This is a genomic window from Mycobacterium sp. EPa45 (assembly GCF_001021385.1).
GTDB lineage: Bacteria > Actinomycetota > Actinomycetes > Mycobacteriales > Mycobacteriaceae > Mycobacterium.
On record NZ_CP011773.1, the window covers coordinates 5,407,271 to 5,428,578 of the forward strand.

At 65.8% G+C, this 21,308-nt stretch carries 19 protein-coding genes and 1 pseudogene; 11 read left to right on the top strand and 9 right to left on the bottom strand.

The genetic code is table 11. From position 1 onward, the window contains the following. Positions 1-17: 17 nt before the first annotated feature. Genes AB431_RS25585 through AB431_RS25595 form a run of 3 tightly spaced genes read left to right on the top strand, consistent with a single transcriptional unit; the run spans position 18 to position 3,425 of the window. The gene (locus AB431_RS25585) at positions 18-2,090 is read left to right on the top strand and encodes a CoA transferase (protein WP_047332302.1); all 2,073 of its coding nucleotides are present in this window, start codon (positions 18-20) and stop codon (positions 2,088-2,090) included. Next, positions 2,077-2,310: a hypothetical protein gene (locus AB431_RS25590; RefSeq protein ID WP_047332303.1), complete on the top strand. Its 234-nt coding sequence runs from the start codon at positions 2,077-2,079 to the stop codon at positions 2,308-2,310. Before AB431_RS25585 ends, AB431_RS25590 begins: the two co-directional genes overlap by 14 nt. Further along, entirely contained in the window at positions 2,307-3,425 is a 1,119-nt protein-coding gene (locus AB431_RS25595) for a thiolase family protein (protein WP_047332304.1), read from the top strand. Before AB431_RS25590 ends, AB431_RS25595 begins: the two co-directional genes overlap by 4 nt. Before the next feature lie 9 nt (positions 3,426-3,434). Here AB431_RS25595 and AB431_RS25600 read toward each other — a convergent pair whose 3' ends face one another. Next, positions 3,435-4,655, bottom strand: a complete 1,221-nt coding sequence (locus AB431_RS25600) for a CaiB/BaiF CoA-transferase family protein (RefSeq protein ID WP_047332305.1) — start codon at positions 4,653-4,655, stop codon at positions 3,435-3,437. Positions 4,656-4,742: 87 nt separating this feature from the next. On the opposite strand from AB431_RS25600, the gene AB431_RS25605 reads away from it, so the two are divergent. The 5 genes and pseudogenes from AB431_RS25605 (at position 4,743) to AB431_RS30640 (ending at position 10,501) form a co-directional block, all read left to right on the top strand. Continuing rightward, positions 4,743-5,966: a CaiB/BaiF CoA-transferase family protein gene (locus AB431_RS25605; protein ID WP_047333801.1), complete on the top strand. Its 1,224-nt coding sequence runs from the start codon at positions 4,743-4,745 to the stop codon at positions 5,964-5,966. Continuing rightward, positions 5,942-7,183, top strand: coding sequence for a CoA transferase (locus AB431_RS25610; protein ID WP_047332306.1), 1,242 nt, complete (start codon positions 5,942-5,944; stop codon positions 7,181-7,183). The genes AB431_RS25605 and AB431_RS25610 overlap by 25 nt, the downstream gene beginning before the upstream one ends. Further along, the gene (locus AB431_RS25615) at positions 7,180-7,626 is read left to right on the top strand and encodes a VOC family protein (protein WP_047332307.1); all 447 of its coding nucleotides are present in this window, start codon (positions 7,180-7,182) and stop codon (positions 7,624-7,626) included. Before AB431_RS25610 ends, AB431_RS25615 begins: the two co-directional genes overlap by 4 nt. Positions 7,627-7,677: 51 nt before the next feature. After that, the gene (locus AB431_RS25620; RefSeq protein ID WP_047332308.1) at positions 7,678-8,871 is read left to right on the top strand and encodes a cytochrome P450; all 1,194 of its coding nucleotides are present in this window, start codon (positions 7,678-7,680) and stop codon (positions 8,869-8,871) included. A gap of 2 nt (positions 8,872-8,873) precedes the next feature. Then, positions 8,874-10,501: pseudogene (locus AB431_RS30640) on the top strand (AMP-binding protein). Between the two features lie 21 nt (positions 10,502-10,522). On the opposite strand, the gene AB431_RS25630 reads toward AB431_RS30640, so the two are convergent. Together AB431_RS25630 and AB431_RS25635 are read right to left on the bottom strand one after the other, a co-directional pair. Beyond that, on the bottom strand, positions 10,523-11,851 hold the full coding sequence (locus tag AB431_RS25630; RefSeq protein ID WP_047332309.1) for a phosphotransferase family protein: 1,329 nt from the start codon (positions 11,849-11,851) through the stop codon (positions 10,523-10,525). Further along, positions 11,848-12,645, bottom strand: a complete 798-nt coding sequence (locus AB431_RS25635; protein WP_047332310.1) for an SDR family NAD(P)-dependent oxidoreductase — start codon at positions 12,643-12,645, stop codon at positions 11,848-11,850. Before AB431_RS25635 ends, AB431_RS25630 begins: the two co-directional genes overlap by 4 nt. A gap of 130 nt (positions 12,646-12,775) precedes the next feature. Between AB431_RS25635 and AB431_RS25640 the strand changes: the two genes are divergently transcribed. Continuing rightward, on the top strand, positions 12,776-13,819 hold the full coding sequence (locus tag AB431_RS25640) for an acyl-CoA dehydrogenase (protein ID WP_047332311.1): 1,044 nt from the start codon (positions 12,776-12,778) through the stop codon (positions 13,817-13,819). A 13-nt stretch (positions 13,820-13,832) separates the two neighbouring features. Then, positions 13,833-14,972, top strand: coding sequence for an acyl-CoA dehydrogenase family protein (locus tag AB431_RS25645; RefSeq protein WP_047332312.1), 1,140 nt, complete (start codon positions 13,833-13,835; stop codon positions 14,970-14,972). Here AB431_RS25645 and AB431_RS25650 read toward each other — a convergent pair. Then, on the bottom strand, positions 14,969-15,166 hold the full coding sequence (locus AB431_RS25650; protein ID WP_047332313.1) for a hypothetical protein: 198 nt from the start codon (positions 15,164-15,166) through the stop codon (positions 14,969-14,971). The genes AB431_RS25645 and AB431_RS25650 overlap by 4 nt on opposite strands. A gap of 101 nt (positions 15,167-15,267) precedes the next feature. Between AB431_RS25650 and AB431_RS25655 the strand changes: the two genes are divergently transcribed. After that, positions 15,268-16,563: an amidohydrolase family protein gene (locus tag AB431_RS25655; protein ID WP_052960392.1), complete on the top strand. Its 1,296-nt coding sequence runs from the start codon at positions 15,268-15,270 to the stop codon at positions 16,561-16,563. On the opposite strand, the gene AB431_RS25660 is transcribed toward AB431_RS25655, so the two are convergent. From AB431_RS25660 to AB431_RS25680, 5 genes are read right to left on the bottom strand one after another with little or no spacing between them, the layout of a single operon-like run. Next, complete coding sequence (locus AB431_RS25660) at positions 16,526-18,040, bottom strand: adenylate/guanylate cyclase domain-containing protein (RefSeq protein WP_047332314.1); 1,515 nt, start codon at positions 18,038-18,040, stop codon at positions 16,526-16,528. The two genes, AB431_RS25655 and AB431_RS25660, sit on opposite strands and share 38 nt — an antisense overlap. 4 nt (positions 18,041-18,044) lie before the next feature. Further along, positions 18,045-18,983, bottom strand: a complete 939-nt coding sequence (locus AB431_RS25665) for an SMP-30/gluconolactonase/LRE family protein (RefSeq protein ID WP_052960393.1) — start codon at positions 18,981-18,983, stop codon at positions 18,045-18,047. Beyond that, positions 18,980-19,483 carry a nuclear transport factor 2 family protein gene (locus AB431_RS25670; protein ID WP_047333804.1) on the bottom strand — a complete coding sequence of 168 codons (504 nt, stop codon included), beginning with the start codon at positions 19,481-19,483 and terminating at the stop codon, positions 18,980-18,982. Before AB431_RS25670 ends, AB431_RS25665 begins: the two co-directional genes overlap by 4 nt. Positions 19,484-19,498: 15 nt before the next feature. Further along, positions 19,499-20,275: an SDR family NAD(P)-dependent oxidoreductase gene (locus tag AB431_RS25675; protein WP_047333805.1), complete on the bottom strand. Its 777-nt coding sequence runs from the start codon at positions 20,273-20,275 to the stop codon at positions 19,499-19,501. Positions 20,276-20,280: 5 nt separating this feature from the next. Continuing rightward, complete coding sequence (locus AB431_RS25680; protein WP_047332315.1) at positions 20,281-21,102, bottom strand: SDR family oxidoreductase; 822 nt, start codon at positions 21,100-21,102, stop codon at positions 20,281-20,283. Between the last annotated feature and the right edge of the window lie 206 nt (positions 21,103-21,308).

Below are 21,308 nucleotides of genomic sequence, written 5' to 3' on the forward strand. Positions count from 1 at the left end.
ACAGGAGCTGACCGCGCATGACCGACACTGTGCCATCCGCCGGATTCCTTTCCGGCGTACGGGTGCTGCAACTCGGTGACGGCGTTGCCGCCTCCGCGGCGGCCGCGCTGCTCGCAAGTCTCGGAGCCGATGTCACCCGTTCGGCAACCTCGGACATTCCGCGAATCGGACCGCTGATCGACACTCCTGCAGGGTCGCGACCCGCCGTCGATCTCGTACTCGACAGGCAGAAGCACCTTCTCGAGCATGCCGCCGAACCGGCGACGGTGGCTGCCGACATCGTCATCGCCGACGGGGCCACGCCGCCGCCGGACACCGCCACCGTGCTCGTCACGATTTCCCAGTTCGGCCTGGACGGTCCCGACGCCGGTGGGGCCGTCGCCGAATTGGTGGCACAGGCCAGCGGCGGACTCCTGGCCACGATCGAGGACGGCTCCGGCAGCCCCGTCCCGGCCCCGGGGTACATCGCGTCCAAGGCGGTCGGTGCCGTCGCCGCCCTCGCCGCGCTGCACGGCTTGGACCGCCGCCATCGCGACCACGACGCCGTCCACATCGACGTGTCGGCTCAAGAAGCGGTGATCTTCACTGCCGCGCTGCCCGAGTGCGCGCATGTGATGTACCGGTGTCCCGGCCGGGCCGGCAGCGGGCGCTATCTGGCGCCGTCGGGCGTCTTCGGATGTCGTGACGGTCTGGTCCGGATCACCGCGGTCGAAAACCACCAGTGGAAGGGCCTGCTCGCCGCCCTCGGCGATCCGGACTGGGCGGCCGGCCTCGACGAGCGATCGGCCCGTATCGAGCACGCCGACCTGATCAACTCTCACGTGACCGACTGGACGCGCACGCGCGCCAAAGCGGACTGTGCGGCGATCCTGCAGGCCAATGGTGTGCCGTCCACTCCGGTCAACCAGCCGGGAGAACTACTGACCTCCCCGCAGCTCGATCACCGGTCGGCACTGCAAACCGCAAGCCTCGCCGGGCAAACCGCCACAGTGCTCGGGCCGCCGTGGACGGTCACGCGCGGTCACCACGCAGACCATCAGCCAGCGCCAGGGCTGCAGGGGTTGCGGATCGCCGAGCTCACCCATGTACTCGCCGGACCGATCGTCGGGGCGCTGCTGGGCGCCATGGGGGCCGACGTGACGCGTCTGGAGGATCCCGACCGGCTGGACATCTATCGGCGCACCGGACCGTTCGCGGACGGGATCGCCGGACCCGAGCGCGGGGCCTACTACGCGGTCGCCAATCACTCGAAGCGCAGCGTTCTGATAGACGGCGCCGCCGATGTCGCTGCTGCGCTGGCCTCGTCCGACGTGCTGATCGAGAATGTCGGCACATCCCGGCTGCAGCGACTGGGTGTCGACCCGACCGCCCTCGCCGACTCAGGGCGATTGACGCTTCGGGTGTCAGGCTTCGGCTCCGATGGCCCGCTCGCCGGATACCGGGTGTACGCCAACAACGTTCAGGCGTATGGCGGCCTTGCGGGGCTGACCACCGGCGCCGACGGAGAACCCGCGCGACTCGGAACCGTCATCGCCGATCCGCTGTCGTCGGTGGTTGGTGCTGTCGTCATCGCCGCCTGGGCAGTGGGTCCGCTCAGATCCACCGGTGCCGTAATCGACCTGTCGATGTCGGAGGTGGTGGCGTCGACCGTCGCCGAGTATCTCGCGGCGGCGTCCACGTCGGACGTGGTTGCTGAGCTGCCCGCGCACCGCGGCGCGTACGCCACCACCAACCAACGGTGGGTTGCCGTCGAACTGACGGGCGCGCAGTGCGAGCCCGACCGGATCGAAACCGTCGCAGCCCTGATCGCGACCAACCGCGCCGACGACGCGGTGCTCAAGTTGCGCGGCGCGGGCATCGTCGCGGCGAAGATCCGCCGGGCCGACGAACTGGTGAGCGATCCGCACCTCGCTGCCCGTGGTTTCTTCCCCGAGATCGACCACCCCGACCCTGACGTGCGCCGCGGTCGATTGGTCGGTCTCCCATGGCGATTCGCCGGGGAAGGTGCCGTACCGCTCGGCCCGCCACCGGCACTGGGAAGTTCACGTATCGACGTCGAGAGGACAGTGCGTTCCAATGCCACCGCCTGACCGCCCCGCGACCGTATGGTCGTCGACGTTCGTTCCGTCGAAGTCCCCGCTCGCCGGATTCGGAACGGACGGCTACAGCGTCGCGTGGGTGGACACCCCAGCCGGCAGATTGCAGGTCCTGGTCGACGGTGACCGGCCGGAGCCCGGCACCGAAGGCAACATCGTCAATCGCCGGCTCGACGACGAACAGGTCGAGATGTTCGTGGCGGGCACATCATGACGGGCACCCATATCGCAGGTATCGGCGTCACCCCGTTCGGCAAGCATGGCGACGTTTCAGTAGCCGAGCTCGGCGTCAGGGCCGCGCAAACGGCGCTCGAGGATGCCGGACTTGGCTACCCCGACATCGGAGAGGTGTTCACCGCGTCGGCGTTGGCCGGACCGCAGACCGGGCTGAAAGTCGCATTGGAGTTGGGCCGCACCGGAATTCCGGTGACCGCGACGGAGAGCGCGTCGGCGGGCGGGATGGTCGCGCTGCGGCACGCGGTCTGGGCGGTCGCTTCGGGTCGGTGTCGCACCGCGCTGGCGATCGGCTACGAAAAGACGACATCGCTGGAGCCGGGCGGGGTGGTCCCGGCCGCGGTGGGCTTCTGGGATCGCTTCCCGCCACAGACGCACTACGCCATCGAGGCGGCGCGCTGGCTCCACGACGCGGGCTGCGGGCCCGAGGTGATCGCCGCGGTCGCGGCCAAGTCGTACAACCAGGCCCGTCTCAATCCGCTCGCGGCACGGCGCAACGAACAACCCGTCACGGTGGACGAGGTACTCGCGGCGCGCATCGTGGCCGAGCCGCTGACGAAGATGATGTGTCACGCCTCGGTGGACGGCGCGGCTGCCGTCGTTGTGTCCCGCGACGCGACGGCCCGTTCGGTGGCCGTGTCGTCGATCGAACAGACCAGCTGGCCCGAGGACCCGCGATGGCCGCTGGTCGGCCCGGTGGTCGGACCGCCTTCGCAAATCACCGCCACCGCGCAACGCGCCTATGCGTCGGCCGGCGTGCAGCCGGGCGATATCGGTGTGGTGTCGTTGCACGACATGTGCGCCAGCGAAGAGATCACCGCGCTGATCGCCATGGGACTGACGGATTCGGATGGCGTGATCAAGCTGGCCGAATCAGGCGGTTTGGGACACGACGGTGTTCTGCCCACCAATACCGACGGTGGCTGCATCGCCAGGGGCCATCCGATCGGTGCGACCGGACTCGCCCAGGCGGCAGAGATCGTGCGCCAACTTCGTGGCGAAGCGGATTCGCGCCAGGTCGCCAACCCCCGCGTCGGGCTCGCCCAGTCCGTGGGCGGCGGCGGCTCGTGCGCGATCGCAGTACTCGGCGCCTGACGCACCGCGTCAGGCGATCGTGCCGCTTTCCTTGAGCGACATGATGCGGTCCCAGTCTCCGCCCAATTCGAGAATGAGTTCCTCTGTGTTGGCGCCGAATTCGGGCATCGGACTCAGCTCCAGCGCTGTCTCGTCGAACAGCACCGGGCTGGCCGCGAGGTCGAAGGTCTCGCCGTCCTGCTCGACGTTGACGACGTTGCCATTCGCGCGCACCTGAGGATCGGCCGCAACTTCGACGGTGTTCTGGACGGGCGCCCATTGACCGTCGAAGCCGTCGAGCGCCTTCCGCCAGTGCTCCAGTGGATGGGCTCCGATCACGTCGCGGAGCACCGCGATGGCCTCCGGTGCGTTGGCGGCGAGCAATTCGTGGCTTGCGAAGCGCTGGTCGGCGGCAAGGTCAGCCAGGCCAACGCGCCGACAGAACTCGCCGAAGAACCGGTAGCCCTGCAGCATCGAAAGACTAAGGAAGCGGCCATCACTGGTGCGATAGAAGCCGACGAGTGGATTGTTCGGGGTGACGTTCGCACCACTCGGGTTGGTCACCCACGGTTGTCCACTGACCAGAGCGGCGTTGATTGCCACGCCATTTGCCCAGACGCCGACACCGAGCAGCGAGATATCGACCACCCGCGCGCGCCCGGTACGTTCCCGCTCGAAGAGGGCGGCCGAGATTCCACCGGCGATCGTCATGCCACCGATCGAATCCCCATACGCCGGGCCGGGCTGCGGCACAACGCCATCCAAATCACTTGGGGTCGAACCCAACGCGCCGCCCGCACGGCTCCAGAAGCCGGTCATGTCGTAGCCGCCGGTGCCTGCGTCGGATCCCAGCGGCCCGTAGGCGCTTCCACGTGCGTAAATCACTTTCGGATTGACCGACCGCAGGTCGTCGACGTCGATCCGCAACTTGCGCCGCGCGTCGGGAAGGAAATTGGTCAGGAACACGTCGCTGGTGCGGGCGATGTCCATCAGCAACTCGTGACCATCCGGCGTCGATATGTCCAGTGCCACCGATCGTTTACCGCGATTTGCATGCTCCATCACCGGGTTGCGGTTGCCCTCGATTGCGACGTGTCCGAGCTGGCGCAGCCCCCGCTGCGAGTCACCCGTCACCGGATGTTCGATTTTGATGACGTCGGCTCCCCAGTCCGCGAGCACCGCCCCGGCGGCAGGGACAAATGTCCACTGAGCGACCTCGAGCACGCGCACGCCGGACATCGGGCCGCTCATCGAACTCCCTGCGGCAACCCCGCCGTGATCGTCGTCATACCTGAACAATAGAACACGAAATGTATATTTGCGATACAGTTGTACACCGTGACAGGCGCGTTGTCCCACCTGCGGGTGTGCGATCTCAGTGGCCAACTGGCCGGCGCGGGCGCCACCAAGATCCTGGCCGCATTCGGCGCGCAGGTCATCCGGGTCGAGGACCCGGCAACCAACGGACTGTGGGACGCGCTGCGCGGTGTGGGCCCGTACGTCGACGAACGCCGCGGGATCAACCTGGGTGCCGGATTCAACAACCACAACGTCGGCAAGTACGGGGTCACGATCAATCTCCGATTCGACGAGGGCCGGGAGCTGCTGCGCGAACTCGTCGCCGTCAGCGACGTGGTGTGCGAGAACTTTGCCGCGGGCGTGATGGAAAAGCGCGGGTTCGGTTACGACCAACTGCGCGCGATCAAGCCGGACATCGTCTACGTGTCGAATTGCGGCTTCGGCCACACCGGTCCCTATCGGGAGTTCAAGACCTGGGGTCCGATCGTGCAGGCGATGAGCGGCTTGACCTACACCTCAGGTCTGCCCAACACCGAGCCGGCAGGCTGGGGCTACTCGTATATGGATCACGGGTCCGCGTTCTACATGACCATCGCCATCATGGCCGCCCTGCATCATCGCGCGCGCACCGGGGAAGGCCAACACGTCGATCTGGCAACGGTGCCGGCCGGCATCTCGATGCTGCCGACCGAAGTTCTCAATTGGACAGTCAACGGTAAACCGACTGCGCCACAGGGTAATCGGGCGGACTTCGGCGAATACGCACCGCACGGCATTTATCCCTGTCTCGGTGATGACCGCTGGATCGCCATCGCGTGCCGCGATGACCGCGACGTCGCGCTGCTCGCCAAGGTGCTCGACGAGCCGGGCCTGACAGCCGACCGGTTCGCCACCTTATCCCAACGGCTGGCCGCCGCCGACGAACTGGACGCCTTGATCGCAGCAGCCAGCGGGAACCACGACTCCCAAGCGCTGGCCGCCGATCTCGCTTCGGCCGGTGTTCCGGCCAGCGTGGTCAAGAGCCCGCCTGAGCGAATCGACGGCGATCCCGATCTCGCGGCACTCGGCCTGTTTCCTCGAGTCGTGCACCCGGAAATGGGACCCGTTCACGTCGAAGGGGTGCCGATGAGATTCTCGGCAACAAACTGGGAGATCAGCCAGGCCGCACCCACATTGGGACAACACAACCGGGAGATTCTGGGGGAGTTGTTGGGCCACAACGACGGCGAGCTGGAGCGATGGGCGCAGCGAGGTGTGATCTGAGCACGCTCGCCGATCTCCGGGTGGTCGAAATCGGTGGTCAGTTCACCGCGATCGGCGGCCGGGTGCTGGCCGAGCTCGGTGCCGAAGTCATCGTCGTCGAGCCACCGGAGGGCTCGCCACAACGCCTGCGCCCGCCCTTCGTCGACGACGAGCCCGGGACCGATCGCAGCCTGCGCTGGTGGGCTGGTAACGTCGGGAAGCACAGTGTCACAATTGATTTGAAATCGCCCTCGGGAATCGATGCATTGCGCACGCTGATCCACAGCGCCGACATCGTCATCGCCGCGGGAGACCGGTTGGCCGAGGGAGCCATCAACTATCACGATGCCGCGGCAGCACACCCGCGTCTGATCTGGGTATCGGTGACGCCGTTCGGACTTGGCAGCGCCCGCGCCGATCAGCCGGTCACCGACCTGACCGTCCTGGCCGGCGCTGGTCCGGTGTGGAATTGCGGATACGACGATCACTCCCTGCCGCCGATGCGTGGCGCGGGTGACCAGTCCGTCAACATCGCCGGTATGTACGCGGCCATCGGAGCGCTGATTGCCTTGGCGCATCGCGACCACACGGGCGTCGGTCAGCTCGTCGACATCAACGTGACCGCCGCCTGCAACGTGACCTGCGAACAGACGACCTACCACTGGCTGGTCAACCAAGCCATATGCCTGCGCCAGACCGGCCGCCACGCCTACCCGACACCCAGTTCACCAGTCCAGGTGCGCTGCGCCGATGGGCATTACGCGACCACCGGTGTGCTGCCGCGCAAGCCGGAGGATTTCCGTGGGCTGATCCAGTGGCTCCAGGAACTCGGGCTCACCGACGACCTACCCGAAGCGGTGTTCCTCGAACTCGCCGCCAGCCGGGACACCCCCGTCGACATATCACTCATCGGCGAGGACGACGAGACCACCGCGATTCTGTCCGCGGCGCGAGATGCCGTCAGGTTGATCGCCTCACGGCTGCCCGCCAAGGAATTCTTCCTCGCCAGCCAACGTCGCGGGTTCGCCGCCGGGGCGATCCTTCCGCCCCACGAGGCCTTCGACGACGAGCACACGGTGGCACGAGGGCTACACGTTCAGGTGCCGCACCCTGAGCTCGACCGCACGATCGTCTACCCCGGGCCCCCGTACCTGTTCAGCGCGTCTGAGCCCGGCAAGCCAACGCGAGCACCGCTGTTGGGCGAGCACAATCACCTTCTCGACGACCTCGCCCGGTGAATCACCGGCTGACGCACATCGGCGTGTGTGTTCGCGATATCGCAACATCAACCGCGTTCTACTGCACCGCGTTGGGGTTCACCAAGATCGGCGAAATGCATGTCGACGACGAGGCCAGCGCCCGATTACTCGAGGTGCCCGACCTGTCACTGACGCTGGTGTATCTCGAGCGCGACGGGTTCCGCATCGAACTGCTCGGTTACGACACGCCGGAGACGAGCGAAGGCCCACCTCGGCGGATGAACACGCTTGGCTTGACCCATCTCTCATTCCGGGTTACCGACATCGACGGGCTCGCCGAGACGATTGTCGCGCACGGCGGTCAGCTACTCGCCGAGCGCACCGTGACCTTCGGCGGCGGGAATCGCGCAATGATGTTCACCGATCCGGACGGCAATTTCATCGAGCTCGTCGAGCGGGTCACCCCACCGGTGCATGACTGATCAATTGTGCACACTTCGTTTATCTGTTCCGTCGGATGGTAAAGTCCATTGATGCCCGCGATCAGCGAGTTGGTGTACTCGCCTTTCTCCAAGGCGATCTTCGATGACCCGTACCCGGTATACCGGCGCTTGCGTGACGAGGCCCCGGTGTACCGCGATCCCGAAGACCGCTGGTGGGTTCTGTCCCGATTCGAAGACGTCGCCGGCGCGCTACGCGATTGGGAGACGTACTCCTCCAAGTTGGGCCCCGCCCCGGAAAATCCCGACAACGACGGCCGCAAGTATTCGGTGATCTCGATGGACCCGCCACGGCACGACCGCATCCGTGGCGTACTCAAGGGGTTTTTCACACCCAAAGCTGTTGCCGCCATGGAGGGCGCCCTGCGTGCGGTCGTCGACCACCACATGGACCGTCTCAAGCCCGGCACCACAGTCGACGCCATGGAGGCGTTCGCCTTCTCGGTGCCCACCGATGTCATCGGCGACCTACTGGGCGTTCCTCAGGCCGACCGCGAGCAACTGCGGGTGTGGTGGGAGGCATTCCTCACCCGGCACGAGGGCGAAGTGGCGATGCCGCAGAGCGCCGTCGACGCCAACCGCAAGATCAGCGCCTACATCGGGGACCTCATCGAAAAACGGCGTACCAACCCCGGCGACGATCTCATCAGCATCGTGCTGCAGGCGACGTTTCACGACCCGGAGGTCGGCCGGGACCGGGCACTGACCGCGCACGAGGTGCTGATGTTCTGCAATCTGTTGTCGGCCGCGGGCTCGGAGACCACGCAGAAGCTGATCTCGAACGGGCTGGTCGCAATGCACGACCACCCCGACCAGTGGCAGCGAATCGTCAACGACCACAGCCTGATTCCGACTGCGGTCAACGAGGCGCTGCGCTACGACACCCCCAGCCACTGGGTCGCACGCACATTGACTCGGCCGGTCGAACTACACGGCGTGCCGATGGCCGCCGGCGATTGGGTCTTGTTGCTTCTCGGCAGCGCGAACCGCGACGAGCGCCGCTACGACGAACCCGACCGGTTTGTCCTCGACCGGCCGCGCGGTACCGACGTGTACTTCGGCTGGGGCATCCACATCTGCCTGGGGCAGTGGTTGGCCCGGCGCGAGGCGCAGATGGTCTTCGAGTACGTGGCAAAGAACTTCCCCGACTACACCATTGGCGCACACGAGCGTGTGTTGACCGCGACGGTTCGCGGTTACACCAGCGTCGAAATGACCCTTCGCTGACCGTGTCGAGCACTTCCGCTCTCGAGCTCTGGGAGCTTCGCGACACACCAGGTGATCTCCGTGAGAGGTACCTCCGTCAGGGCTGGTGGGACTCGCGAAGCCTCGGCCAGCTGATCGACGACGCCCTCGCACCGTGCGCCGACCTTCCGTTCGTCGTGCATTCGGCTCAGCGCCCCTGGCGTGGCTCGATCGGCGAGGTGGCCCGTTCTGCACGGAACTTCGCTTCGTGGTTGAGGCATCACGGAATTGGCGAGGGCGACGTCGTTGCGTTGCAGTTGCCGAACTGCGTCGAGGCGGCCATCGCTTTCTGGGGAGCGGCGATGGCCGGCGCGATAGTCGTTCCGGTTGTGCACTTCTACGGTGCACGAGAACTCGACCACATCCTCCGCACGACCCATCCTGCTCTTCTGGTCAGCCCTGATCGATTCGGCGGACTGGACTATCTCGAAGCACTGTCGCCCCTGGTGGCCGAACTCGATGTCCCCTGGCTCGTGGTTGCCGAGCGGCACGCCGCTCTGCCTCAGTATGTTTCGTGCTTTGAGGCGACGCTCGACACTTCTGCGACCGGACATGCGTTGCCTGTCGCCCCGACGGTCCGGCGATCGTTGCCTTCACGTCCGGCACCACGCGAGCCCCCAAGGGCGTCATTCACTCGCACCGCACGATCGGTTTCGAGGCCCGACAGAGTGCGGGCATCTCGCCGGTCGGCGGGCCGCCGCCGTTGGTGGGCGCACCTGTCGGCCACTTCATGGGAATGTTGAGCGCCTTACTCGGATCGCTGATTCGACAGACGCCGGTTCATCTGCTCGACAAATGGGATCCACAGCGGGTCTTAGGTCTGATGCTCGAGGAACGGATCGGTGTCAACGGTGGAGCACCGTACTTCTTCACCAGCCTGCTGGAACACCCGAACTTCACCCCAGATCACCTGCGCTACATGCCAGCTGCTGGCCTAGGGGGTGCGCCGGTACCCGCACCTTTCACACGCCGGTTGGACGCCATGGGTATCGCGGTGATGCGCTGCTATGGCAGCACGGAGCACCCCACCGTCACCGGGTGCGCATTCCAGGCGCCCGCCGACAAGCGGCTCACCACCGACGGACACGCGCTGACCGGTGCGGAATTCAAATTGGGTGAACACGACGAGATCTTGTCGCGCGGTGCGGACCTCTTCGTCGGGTACACCGACGCTGAACTCACTGCCGAGGTATTTGACGACGACGGCTGGTATCGGACCGGGGACGTCGGCTGCATAGATGCCGACGGTTACCTCACCATCACCGACCGTATCTCCGACATCATCATTCGCGGCGGCGAGAACATCTCGGCCAAGGAGGTGGAGGAGGTGCTCATGACGATTCCGAATATCGCTGAAGTCGCCGTCGTCGGCGTGACGGATGAGAGATTGGGCGAACGCCCGATCGCTGTGCTCCGCACATCCGGTGGCGATTCCGCGCCCGATCTCGAAACAGTGCGCCGGCAGCTGGCTTCGGCCTCGTTGGCGAAGCAGAAATGGCCGGAGGCCATTCGACAGGTGTCGGAGTTTCCGCGGACCCCGTCGGGGAAGATCCAGAAGTTCAAGCTTCGCATGCAACTGCAAGCACACGATCTGGACAACGAGATCTGTTAGGGCGGTTCGGAATCGTGACCGTCAAGTCAGCGCGGCGAGATGCCCGATTCCGCCCGGGGCGCTCAATACCGGTTCGAGCAGCAACATCTGGCGCATGCATCGGCGATGCAGCAACCGGATCAGAGCGGCATCGTGTTCCGGGCCGGCCTCGCGGATGAAGTCCTCCAGCAGTGCGTCGCCAGTTACCCGATCGACAAGTCGCTGCCCGGTCAACGTGCCGACATCGGCGAGGTCGGCCGATACGATCGCTGGCTCATACTCGTTGATCCGGGCCGCGAACCGGGCCACGGAAGCGACTGTGTCACGGTGGTATTCAGCGATGCCGGGCGCAGCGTCGAGCCCCTCGATCATGGCGGGCAATCCGCCAACCACTCCCAGGTACTCGTGCCTGGCGGGGGCAGGTAACGACACCTCTTCCAATCGGACGTCGGCCTGGCGTGCAATGGATTCGATTGCGTGCAAGGACAACTGATGAAACCACTCGACGTACTGCAAGATCTCCGGGAGCGCCAGGTCCAGGTGCAGTGCGATCACCAGACCAAGCGGGGTGCACAGCGCGAACTTCGCGGTATGGAATTCGATGGCGGCCCGATCGAGCGGCTCGCCGGAAATTTCCTCGTAGCGATTCAGCACCCTGGCGAGATCGCCCATCGGCTCAGTCGCGTTGCGCAATCGAAGTCCCGCAAGGTCGTGAGCGACGTCGCCGATATGCGCCAGTTCCACATCGAGCAGCCCGGTGATCCGCCGGTCATCGAACATGAACTGTCCGGAGTCGCCCAGGACAAAGCGCGCTTCGCCCCGGCCGGGCGGGATGTTCCGCCGCAGCCAACCGATACCGAACTCCAGCAACGGTTCCGGGCGCCGCTTGAATTCACGGTAGCGGGTCACGAATCCGTCGAAGAAGTCCAGCGCGACCGCCTCGGCCGTCGTTGGGATGCCCATTCCGAGGTCCCCGAATGCCGTCGGATCGATCCGGTGCACGGCCGCAAGAGCGTCGACGTAGCCGTCCATCACCGCGTCGACTTCACGGTCGTCGGCCACCGTACCGAGGTTCGCTTCACCGGGCAGCCAGTCCATCACCACCGGCCCGCCGCCGCCGATTTCGGCGTGCACATGTGGGACCGGGATCGAGTGAGCCTCCATCACCCGCAGAATCGCCGCCTCGCGACCGACGTCCATCGTGCCGAAACCGTCACGGTTGCCCCGCACATACAGACGAACTGCCCTGCCCTCACGGTGGGCGACGACAAACCACGCCGGCCGCCAACGCTGCTGGCGCTCGAAACTCGCCACCTCGCCGACGTTGTCGGTCACCCAGTCACGGACGACGTCGTCCAACGGTTGCGTCAAGGACCGAACACGCCTGGCGACTTGGAGTAGTCGACCGTGGACAGCTCCGTCATTCCACCGTCGATGTGCAACACCGTGCCGGTGACGAAGGCAGCGTCGTCACTGGCCAGGAACGCCACCGCCGGCGCGATTTCGGTGTCGGGGTCGGCGCCCCGCTTCATCGGCGACGCATCGGCGGTCCGGGTGTAGTTGTCCCACTCGGTGCCGATCATGTCGCGCTGGACGTCGGTGAGCGCGAACGGGCACACCGCGTTGACCCGGATACCGTCTTGGGCCCACTCGTTGGCGGCCACTTTGGTGAGTGCGCCGATTGCGCCCTTGGCCGCCGAGTAGGGCCCGGTATAGGCGATACCGGCCAACGCCGAGCCGGACACGAAGTTGATCACCGATGCTTTGCCCGCGGCTTTGAGGAACGGATGTGCGATCTGCATGAACCGGAACGTCGCCTTGGGCCCGGTGGCCTCGGATAATTCCCAGTCCTTATCGGTCACCAGCTCCAGGGCCTTCGGCATCGCGAAGTACTGTGCGGCATTCACCAGGACGTGCAGCACACCCGAGGCCGCGGCGGCCTCGACCGCACCGGAGATTTCGTCACGCTTGGCCACATTGGCTTTGACGAACGAGGCGGCGCCGCCGTCCCGCTCGATCAATTCGATGCACTCAGCCGCCTTGTCGTCATTGAGGTCGACGATGGTGACGTGGGCACCCTCGGCCGCCAGCCGTCGCGATATCGCCCGGCCCAGCCCTTGAGCGCCGCCGGTCACCAATGCTTTTCGGTCATCGAGCCGTGCCAAGGGGATCCTCCCGCATGTAACAGTTGAACACTTTGCGTTCTATCATTCAGTATGATGGCAGACCGTCACGGCCAGCGCCAGGAAGGGTTCCGAATGCGGGTACCAGCGGAGCGCGATTAGGAGCATCCGGATGTACATCGGTCTCACCGACGAACAGGAGCTGCTGCGCGACACGACGGCGCGCCTAGCCGACCAGCTGGCCACCGTCGATCCCGACGCGATATCCAGCGGTGATCAGCTCGACAACGACTGGCGCGAAGTCGTCGCGCTCGGCGTTCCTGCACTGCGGGCGCCGGAGGTATGGGAGCTGGACGCGAGCGGCGTCGAAACTGCCGTCGTGGTCGAGGAATTCGCGCGCCGCCTCTGTGCTGTCCCGGTACTGGGCCAGGGCGCACTCGCGACAGAACTGTTGCACGCAGCCGGGGCGGACAAAGAGATCGAACTGGTCGCCGACGGGACACTACGCCTGGCGCCACTGCTGAGCCCTGATCTCACCGGGTTCGCCGCCCGGCCCGAGGGTGCGATCGCGTTCGATGCCGCCGGAGCCACTCATGCCCTGGCAGCGATCGACGACGACGGACACCGACGCTTGGTGTACGCCCCGATCGACGCAGTGCAGGCCGGCGGCCTCGACCTCACCCGCGCATTGGGCACCGTGAGCACGTTTGATCTGGACTCCGCCACGACGGCCGGGCAGCCGATCGACGCCCAGCGCTGGACCAAAGCCAACGCGCTGGCACTGACCGTCGTCGCCGCAGACCTGGTCGGTGTGATGGCGGGCGCGCTCGACGATGCCGTGCGTTACGCGGGTGAACGAGTCCAGTTTGGCGTCAAAATCGGCTCATTCCAGGCGATTCAGCACCTCCTTGCAGACTCCCTTGCCCGGCTCGAAGGCGCCAGAAGCTGCCTATGGCACGCCGCCTGGGCTGTTGATCACCTTCCGGCCGATGAGGCCATGCTCGCCGCGCGCACCGCGAAGGCCTACTCGTCGGCGGCCGGGCGAGACGTCGTCGAGACCGCTATCCAGGTGCTCGGCGGGATCTCGATCACCTGGGAGCATCTGGCGCATGTGCGGCTGCGCCGAACGTTGTTGAACCGCCGGCTATTCGGCGATGAAGCCGCCCACTATCAGGCGATCGCGCAGCTGCGCCTCGCCGACCGAGACCTGGGTTAGCCCGCGGAGGACCATGGACTTCACCGATACCCCCGACGAGGCGGACTTCCGGGCGCGGTTGCGCACGTGGCTTGCCGCGCACGCCGCCGAGGCTCAGGTGCCCGACGATCCCGGCGCGCGTGCCGATGCGGCCAACGCGTGGCACCACACGTTGTACGAGGCCGGCTACATCGGCCTGTCCTTTCCCACCGAGTACGGCGGTCACGGTTTGTCACCGATGTATGAGGCGATCCTCAACGACGAACTCGGCCGCGCCGGCGCACCGCCGATCGAAGGCGTCGGCCATCTGTCGAACGCGTTGCGGCTGTTCGGATCCGATCGACAGCGCACCGAGTTGCTACCGGGCCTGCTCTCCGGAGCCGTTCGCTGGTGTCAGGGGTTCAGCGAACCGGAGGCCGGGTCGGATCTGGCCAGCCTGCGGACCAAGGCCGAGTTGATCGACGTCGACGGCCGACCGACGTTCCGGGTGAACGGCCGCAAGATCTGGACGAGTTTCGCCGCTGTCGCCGACTGGTGCTTCCTGCTGTGCCGCACCGAGCCCGACGCGGCCAAGCACGCGGGAATCTCGGTGCTGCTGGTGCCCATGTCGACCGAGGGCATCGACGTTGCGCCCATCGTCAACGCGGCCCGCAACCGTGAGTTCGCCGAAGTCACCTTCACCGACGTCGACGTGCCCGCGGAGAACCTACTCGGTGAACGTGGGCAGGGCTGGTCGATCGCCAACCAACTCCTGGCATATGAACGCGGCCCCAGTGACATCAACTGGATCAGCCGCCTTGCCGTTCAGCTCCGGGCGCTCGAGGAGGACGTGCGCGCGGGACGGGTGCCGGATACCGCCGTCGCGCGAGCGAAGCTCGGTGAGGCGTACACCGAATTGCGCGCGCTCCAGGTCAAGGTTCAGCGGTCGCTGACCGAACGCGTCAACGGCGCGCTGCCCGGAGCCGAGGGCTCAGTGGACAAGCTGCTCATGGCTCGGGCCGACCAGGCTTTCGGCCACACGATGATGGATTTGCGCGCAGCCGCACCGCTGCTGAACGAGGGCCTGGAATGGGACCTATACGTATGGTCTCGAGCCGCGGGCATCTACGGCGGTACCGCTCAAATCCAGCGCAACATCGTCGCCCAACGGGTGCTGGGGCTCCCCCGCAGCTAGTCCGGAGCGGTCATCCGCGCGTAGGACTCCTTGAGGGCCGCAAGCCGGCGCTCCGCGATCTCATCGCCGCCGCCGTCCGCCAGCGTTGCGGTGACCTGCTCGATCTCGGCGGCCAGCCGTTCGGCGGCCTCGCTCTTGGTGAGCAAGTCCTGATCCGCCCAGTCGTCGTGCGGAATGCGGTCCTTCGGATCCATCACGTTGTCTCTCCACCGCCCGCGGCGGTATAGTCAATTGTGCATCTGGTGTTTAATTGTTCATTCGAACAATACAGGCGAAGGAAGCTGGGGACCAAGCGATGCCGCTGCAACCGTCGATGAAGCTGTTGTCCGTTGACGACCATCTCATCGAGCCGCCCCACGTCTGGGCGGACCGCCTGCCGAAGAAGTACCTTCACGACGGCCCCCGCATCGTCGAATTCCCTCGCGACGGCGCGCCACCGGTTCAGCAATGGGTGTACGAGGGCCGGTCGTACCCGAACATCGGATTGAACGCTGTTGCCGGTAAGTCACCCGAGGAGTTCGGCGTCGACCCGGTTCGCTACACCGAGATGATCCCCGGCTGCTACGACCCCAAGGCTCGGCTCGTCGACATGGATGTCGATGGCGTTCACGCCATGCTGTGTTTCCCGTCGTTCCCCCGGTTCTGCGGCACCGTGTTCCTGGAAGGCACCGACAAGGACCTGGCGCTGCTCTCGGTACAGGCGTGGAACGATTTCTCGCTCGACGAATGGTGCGCGACCGATCCCGCCCGCTTCATCCCGATGGCGATCACACCGCTATGGGATGTGGAACTCATGGTCGCCGAGATCGAACGTGTCGCGGCCAAGGGGGCGCGAGCCGTGGGACTGCCCGACAACCCGATGAACCTGAAATTGCCCAGTTACCACACCACGCACTGGGATCCGGTCTGGTCCGCGCTCGAGGAGACCAACCTGACCGCCGTGATGCACTTCGGGTCGGGCGGCATGCCGCCGGCCACTTCGCCCGAGGCGCCGTTCGCCGTGATGGTCACGCTCATGGGGACGACGTCCATGGCGGCCGCCATCGAATTGGTGTTCTCGCCGGTGTTCCACAAGCACCCGAATCTCAAGGTCGCCTTTTCCGAGGGCGGAGTCGGCTGGATGCCGTACCTCGTCGAGCGCGCCGACTATGTGTGGCGTAAACACAAGTTCTATCAGAACATCCATCCGGATGTGCCACCGTCGGAGTTGTTCCACCGCAACATCTCTGGTTGCTTCATCGAGGACGAGGTCGGCATGGCGATGCGCCATCAGATCGGAATCGACAACATCACATGGGAGTGCGACTATCCGCACTCGGACTCGTTCTGGCCCAAGAGCCGCGCACGTGCCGAGGAGATGCTTGCCGATGTTCCCGACGAAGACGCCGCCAAGATTGTCGAACTGAATGCCCGGCGTTGGTATGCGTTCCCCGAGGAGGGCTTCAAATCCTGCACTGCCGACTCGGGCTGGCGACCCAACGACGGCCAACCCCTGGGCTACGACTACGACGCGGACATGGCCGAGCACGGCGGCATCAACAACGAGCAGTTCGTCAACAATCTGGCTCAGCAGATGACGAATAAGGAGTGATCGGGTAGGCGATCTCTGTCGGGCTCGAACGCCCACGCAGACAACGGCTCTCCGCAACGCGCCACCGTGACACCTCATCCGCCCCTGCGCGGCGCAGCGCGGCCCCGGATGCGGCGATACCGCCCGCCCCCTTGGCGACTTCACTCAGCCTGGCCGCCTCGTTCACCGGGTCGCCCATCACCGTGTACTCGTAGCGGCGCGGATCGCCCACGTTTCCCGCAACGACCACCCCCGCAGAAACGCCGATGCCGGCTGATAAGTGTTGAGAGCCGGCGCCCAACGCGGCTGCGAGCTGCCGGGCCGCGGCTAGCGCGTCGCCGGCTGGATCCGGAGTCGCCTCTGGCGCACCGAAGACCGCAAGTATGGCATCGCCCAGGAACTTGTTGACCCATCCGCGATGTCGCTCGACCACGTCGACGGCGACGACAAAGAATTCGTTGAGCCGGCCAACGAACTCCTGCGGCCCGACGTCTGAAGCCAGCCGCGTCGAGCCGATGACATCGACGAAAACAACTGCCACGTCGCAGCTGACGCCGCCCATCACCGGGTCCGACTCACTTTGCTCGGCCAGCCGTGCGACATCCCGGCCGACCTGACGGCCGAAGATGTCGCGCAGGCGTTCGCGCTCGCGCAGGCCGCCTGCCATCGAGTTGAAACCGGCTTGCAGCAGGCCAAGTTCGGAGGCGTCGAACACCGGCACCCTCGCGTCGTAGTCACCGCGGCCGATGCGGTCCATCCCTTTGCGCACCGCTTCGATCGGTTCGGCGTTGGTAGCAGCGGTGAAGACAGTGATGGTGAAACCGCTGACCACCGCTGCGCCGCCGAGTGCCAGCACCACCGCAGCGAGCCGATCACCCGGATAGTCGACGACGAGGGCACTGACGGCGACAAGCAAGACCATCAGCAGCGGGACACCGGTACCGACCGCCCAAGCCGCGACTGCCCGCATCCGCAGGCCGGGTCGGCGTGGTCGGGTCGGCGGATGCGTGGTGAGGACCGGGGCCACGAACGGGCGCAACACTCTCGTGCACCACCAGTACGTCAACGTCGCGGTGACGATGCTTCCGAGCAGCGTCGAGATACCCAAGGTTGCGGCCAGCCAGGGTCTTTCGATGTTGACCGCGACCAGCAGCACACTCGCAGCGGTCCACACGACGGCATTGATCGACGTCAACCGGATCGGCGTCCTCACCAGCGCACTGTGGCGCACTGCCGTGGTGGCTACGGTGGGAACCGTCACCGCGAGTAGCCCGCAGGCACACCCGATCGGCACGGCGACCATGGCATACAGCGCCGCGGCGATCACGTTGGCACGAAGGACCGTCGGGTCGCTGAGCGCGGCGCCGGTGGGAAGTCCTCGTGAAGCCATCACACCGATCACCGATGCGCCGAGCATGCTGGGCACGAGCGCACCGATGGCCAAAGCCGTCCGGGTGCCCGGGTTGACCGCGAATTCCCGCCCGGGCCAGACCTTCATCGGTTCAGCTCGGGATCGTGACTGCGGCACGCCAGTCGTCCACAGCGACCAGGCGCCCGGACGACGCCAATGTGAGATACAGGGTGTGCTCGTCGGTACTGAGCGTCATATTCGTGGTCATCGGATCGTCGGTGGTGATCGCGCCGAGTAGCCGCCCTGCCGCCGAAAACACGGTCACCCCACCGGCTCCGAGTGTGGCGACCACGATCGTGCCGTCACCAGCGACGCACAGTCCGTCCGCGCCACCGACGTTCAGCGGGCCACCGCTCGGCACAGTCGCCAGCCCGCGCGCTCCCGCCACGCGCCCCGGCTCCGACAGCCGAAATTCCCATACCCGCCTGGTTCTGGTTTCAGCGACATAGACTAGCGACCCGTCCGGTGACAACGCGACGCCGTTCGGCATCTCCAGGGGATAGACGACTTCGGTCAGCCGGCCATCGGCGGTGCCATAAAGCAATCCGGTGAGAGCGCGGGTTCGCCCGTGTGTCGTCCCGCCGTCAGTCAGGTAGAAGCCGCCGTCGCGGTCGACACATACATCGCTGGGACGGACCAACGGTAGGACGCGGCCGTCGCGGGTGACGAACTCGGTCGCCAGGGTCCGAACCTCCCCACCCGGGGTGACGATCTGCACCTGCGGGGTCATCGGCTCCGTGGCCGGTCCGACCGGACGGAACAGCTGCGCACAGCCGTCGAAATCGTAGGGCCACGGTCCGATCCCGAACGTCGATCCGCCGTTCTGGCATACCACGAACCGCCCGTCGGGCAGTTGAGCGACGCCGTTGGGGCCGCCCCCGACGCTGCCGATCACTTCGATTGCGCCATCGGGCCACACTCGCGAGAGCCGTCCGACGGCCATCTCGGACAGCACCACCGATCCGTCCGGGAGCGCGATGGGACTCTCCGGAAAAGCCAGACCCTCTGCGACACAGCGCATGCCGGTCATATGAGTGACTTCCACCAATCGGCGAACTCGGGGTCGGCAAGCGGGAGGTCACCGACACCGACTTGGCTCTTCGGCCAGTTCGCCGCGGGCTGCGCGAGCGGCGACAGGTCGTGCGCGGTGCCGTACCACAGCCGATGTCGCCGGTGTGCGAACAGCCATCGCCCGTCCACCCGTTCATACTGATCGTCATATCTGATCAGTTGATCCACAAAGCCGTCCGCGCGAGTCTGCGCGTAGCAGTGCGCCCACACCTGCCCGGTCGCATGGTCGTCGTCCAGGAGCTCGATGAGGTGATTGGCAACCAGGATCACAGCGAACAGGCTCCCCTCCAGACTGCCTGCCATCAACCGGCGCAATCCGTCTGGGCCCACACCGAATTCGCCGAAGCGGGCCTGTGGGGAGAACAATTCCGCCATGCCGTCGATGTCGCGAGCCTCGATCGCGTTGGCATATCGCAATGGCAAGGCGCGGATCTCGTCACGGGCGAGAAGGGCGGTCATCGGATCGGGCACAGCTCAACCCCCCGTTACGTTGATGTCCTGGCCGGTGATCGCCGATGAGGCGTCGGATGCCAGCCACATCGACACCTCGGCGACCTCGTCAGGTTGGACCAGCCTGCCGATCTTGTTCAGCGCGGCCAGGCGCTGCCTGAGTTCACCGGGGTCGATGTCCTCCTCACGCGCACGGCGCCCGACATAGTTGTCGAACAACTCACCGGCCACGCTTCCGATCACGAGCGTGTTGACCCGGATTCCGCTCGGCCCGACCTCGAGCGCGAGCGTCTGGGCCAACGCGCTCAGGCCCAGCTTGGCGGCTGCGTAATGTGCTTTGCGCGGCTGGACGATGCGTGCCGCAGCTGACGACATGAATTGGATGTTCCCGTGTCGAGCTTCGATCATGCTTTGGCACAGCGCTTCTCGCGTCAGCACCATGGGTGCTACCAAGTTCGTCGCGAGCACATCCTGCCAATTGTCGACGGTCGCCTCCGACACCGGCTGGTCGGTGCCGGGCACCGCGGCATTGTTGATGAGAACATCGAGACGTCCCCAACGTTCCATCACGCCGGCCACCAGCTCGCGACATTGCTGCTCGTCGCGGATGTCGACGACGTGAGTGGACGCCGCCCCACCCTCCTCGGCGATCGCACCCGCGGTGATGGCGAGTTCATCGCGCCTGCGGGCGACCAGAGCGACGTTCGCGCCGTGTCGTGCATACCGTCGGGCGAGGACACGACCGATGCCGCCGCTGGCACCGGTGATCACCACGGTCTGCCCCGAGAAGTCGGCGCTCATCGACATCATCCGTCCAGCAGCATTTTCGCCATCGGCGTGCCTGCCGGGAAGGCCTCGGTGATCCCGGCGCTCAGATATCCCGAATCGGTGATCATCGTGATGCCGTTGACCACGGTCGCGGCATCGCTGCACAGGAACAACAGTGGGTAGGCCTGTTCCATCGGCGTCGCGGCCGTCACGCCGACCTTCTCTCGGTAGTCGGCACCGAAGTCCAGCCAGAGCTCGGCGTTCGCTTGTGCCAGCGGTGTGTCGGTGGGCCCGGGGCAGATGGCGTTGATGCGGATGCCGTCGGAGATGAAGGCCATGGCCTCCCGAGCGACGTAGGCACAGACCGCCTGTTTGGTGAACATGTAGTGCGCACACCCGTTGTCGACCGCCCATGACGCAGCGGCCTCGAAGTCGGTGATGTCGAGGAACTCGTTGAGTTGGGCCATGTTCGCGCGCCATGCCAGCCCGGCCGCCGACGAGATGAACCCGATCGCGGAGCCGCGCGGCAGCATGCCGCCGGCCTTGAGCCGGTCGATGAGATAGCGGTGTCCGATGAAGTTGATTCGTTCGATACCTACCCCGTCGGCAACACCGGCACAAGCCAGCACGGCATCGAGCCGGCCGCCGCACTCACCCACCGCCGCATCGATGCTCGCCGCGTCGGCGAGGTTGACATGGATTGCCCGCGCGCCGGGCAGGTCGACATCGGCGTAGTCCATCACCACGACCTCGGCGCCGGCGTCGACGGCCAACTGCGCGGCGGCATTGCCCATCCCCGTCGCACCGCCCACGACCAAGACGCGCTTACCGCGATAGGAAAAGGCGTCAAACAAACTCACATTGGCTCCCGAGGTGTCGTGGCCGCGGTGGCCGGCTTGGGTTTCAACCCTACACAAGGGTACATATTATGTACTGTTGTTTATCTATGAAAATCGCTCGCAGATACCAACAGGGACATGCGCTGCGGGTACAGCCTGCCCTGGCCACGTCGATCGGACTGGCGCATCTCATGTATCCGGCTGCCTTCGAGCCCCTCAACCGTGCG

Coding starts and splice junctions, on each gene's coding strand:
- AB431_RS25585 (WP_047332302.1), top strand. CDS start 18: ATGACCGACACTGTGCCATCCGCCGGATTCCTTTCCGGCGTACGGGTG.
- AB431_RS25590 (WP_047332303.1), top strand. CDS start 2,077: ATGCCACCGCCTGACCGCCCCGCGACCGTATGGTCGTCGACGTTCGTT.
- AB431_RS25595 (WP_047332304.1), top strand. CDS start 2,307: ATGACGGGCACCCATATCGCAGGTATCGGCGTCACCCCGTTCGGCAAG.
- AB431_RS25600 (WP_047332305.1), bottom strand. CDS start 4,655: ATGAGCGGCCCGATGTCCGGCGTGCGCGTGCTCGAGGTCGCTCAGTGG.
- AB431_RS25610 (WP_047332306.1), top strand. CDS start 5,942: ATGGGCGCAGCGAGGTGTGATCTGAGCACGCTCGCCGATCTCCGGGTG.
- AB431_RS25620 (WP_047332308.1), top strand. CDS start 7,678: ATGCCCGCGATCAGCGAGTTGGTGTACTCGCCTTTCTCCAAGGCGATC.
- AB431_RS25640 (WP_047332311.1), top strand. CDS start 12,776: ATGTACATCGGTCTCACCGACGAACAGGAGCTGCTGCGCGACACGACG.
- AB431_RS25645 (WP_047332312.1), top strand. CDS start 13,833: ATGGACTTCACCGATACCCCCGACGAGGCGGACTTCCGGGCGCGGTTG.
- AB431_RS25650 (WP_047332313.1), bottom strand. CDS start 15,166: ATGGATCCGAAGGACCGCATTCCGCACGACGACTGGGCGGATCAGGAC.
- AB431_RS25655 (WP_052960392.1), top strand. CDS start 15,268: ATGCCGCTGCAACCGTCGATGAAGCTGTTGTCCGTTGACGACCATCTC.
- AB431_RS25660 (WP_047332314.1), bottom strand. CDS start 18,040: ATGAAGGTCTGGCCCGGGCGGGAATTCGCGGTCAACCCGGGCACCCGG.
- AB431_RS25665 (WP_052960393.1), bottom strand. CDS start 18,983: ATGACCGGCATGCGCTGTGTCGCAGAGGGTCTGGCTTTTCCGGAGAGT.
- AB431_RS25670 (WP_047333804.1), bottom strand. CDS start 19,483: ATGACCGCCCTTCTCGCCCGTGACGAGATCCGCGCCTTGCCATTGCGA.
- AB431_RS25675 (WP_047333805.1), bottom strand. CDS start 20,275: ATGAGCGCCGACTTCTCGGGGCAGACCGTGGTGATCACCGGTGCCAGC.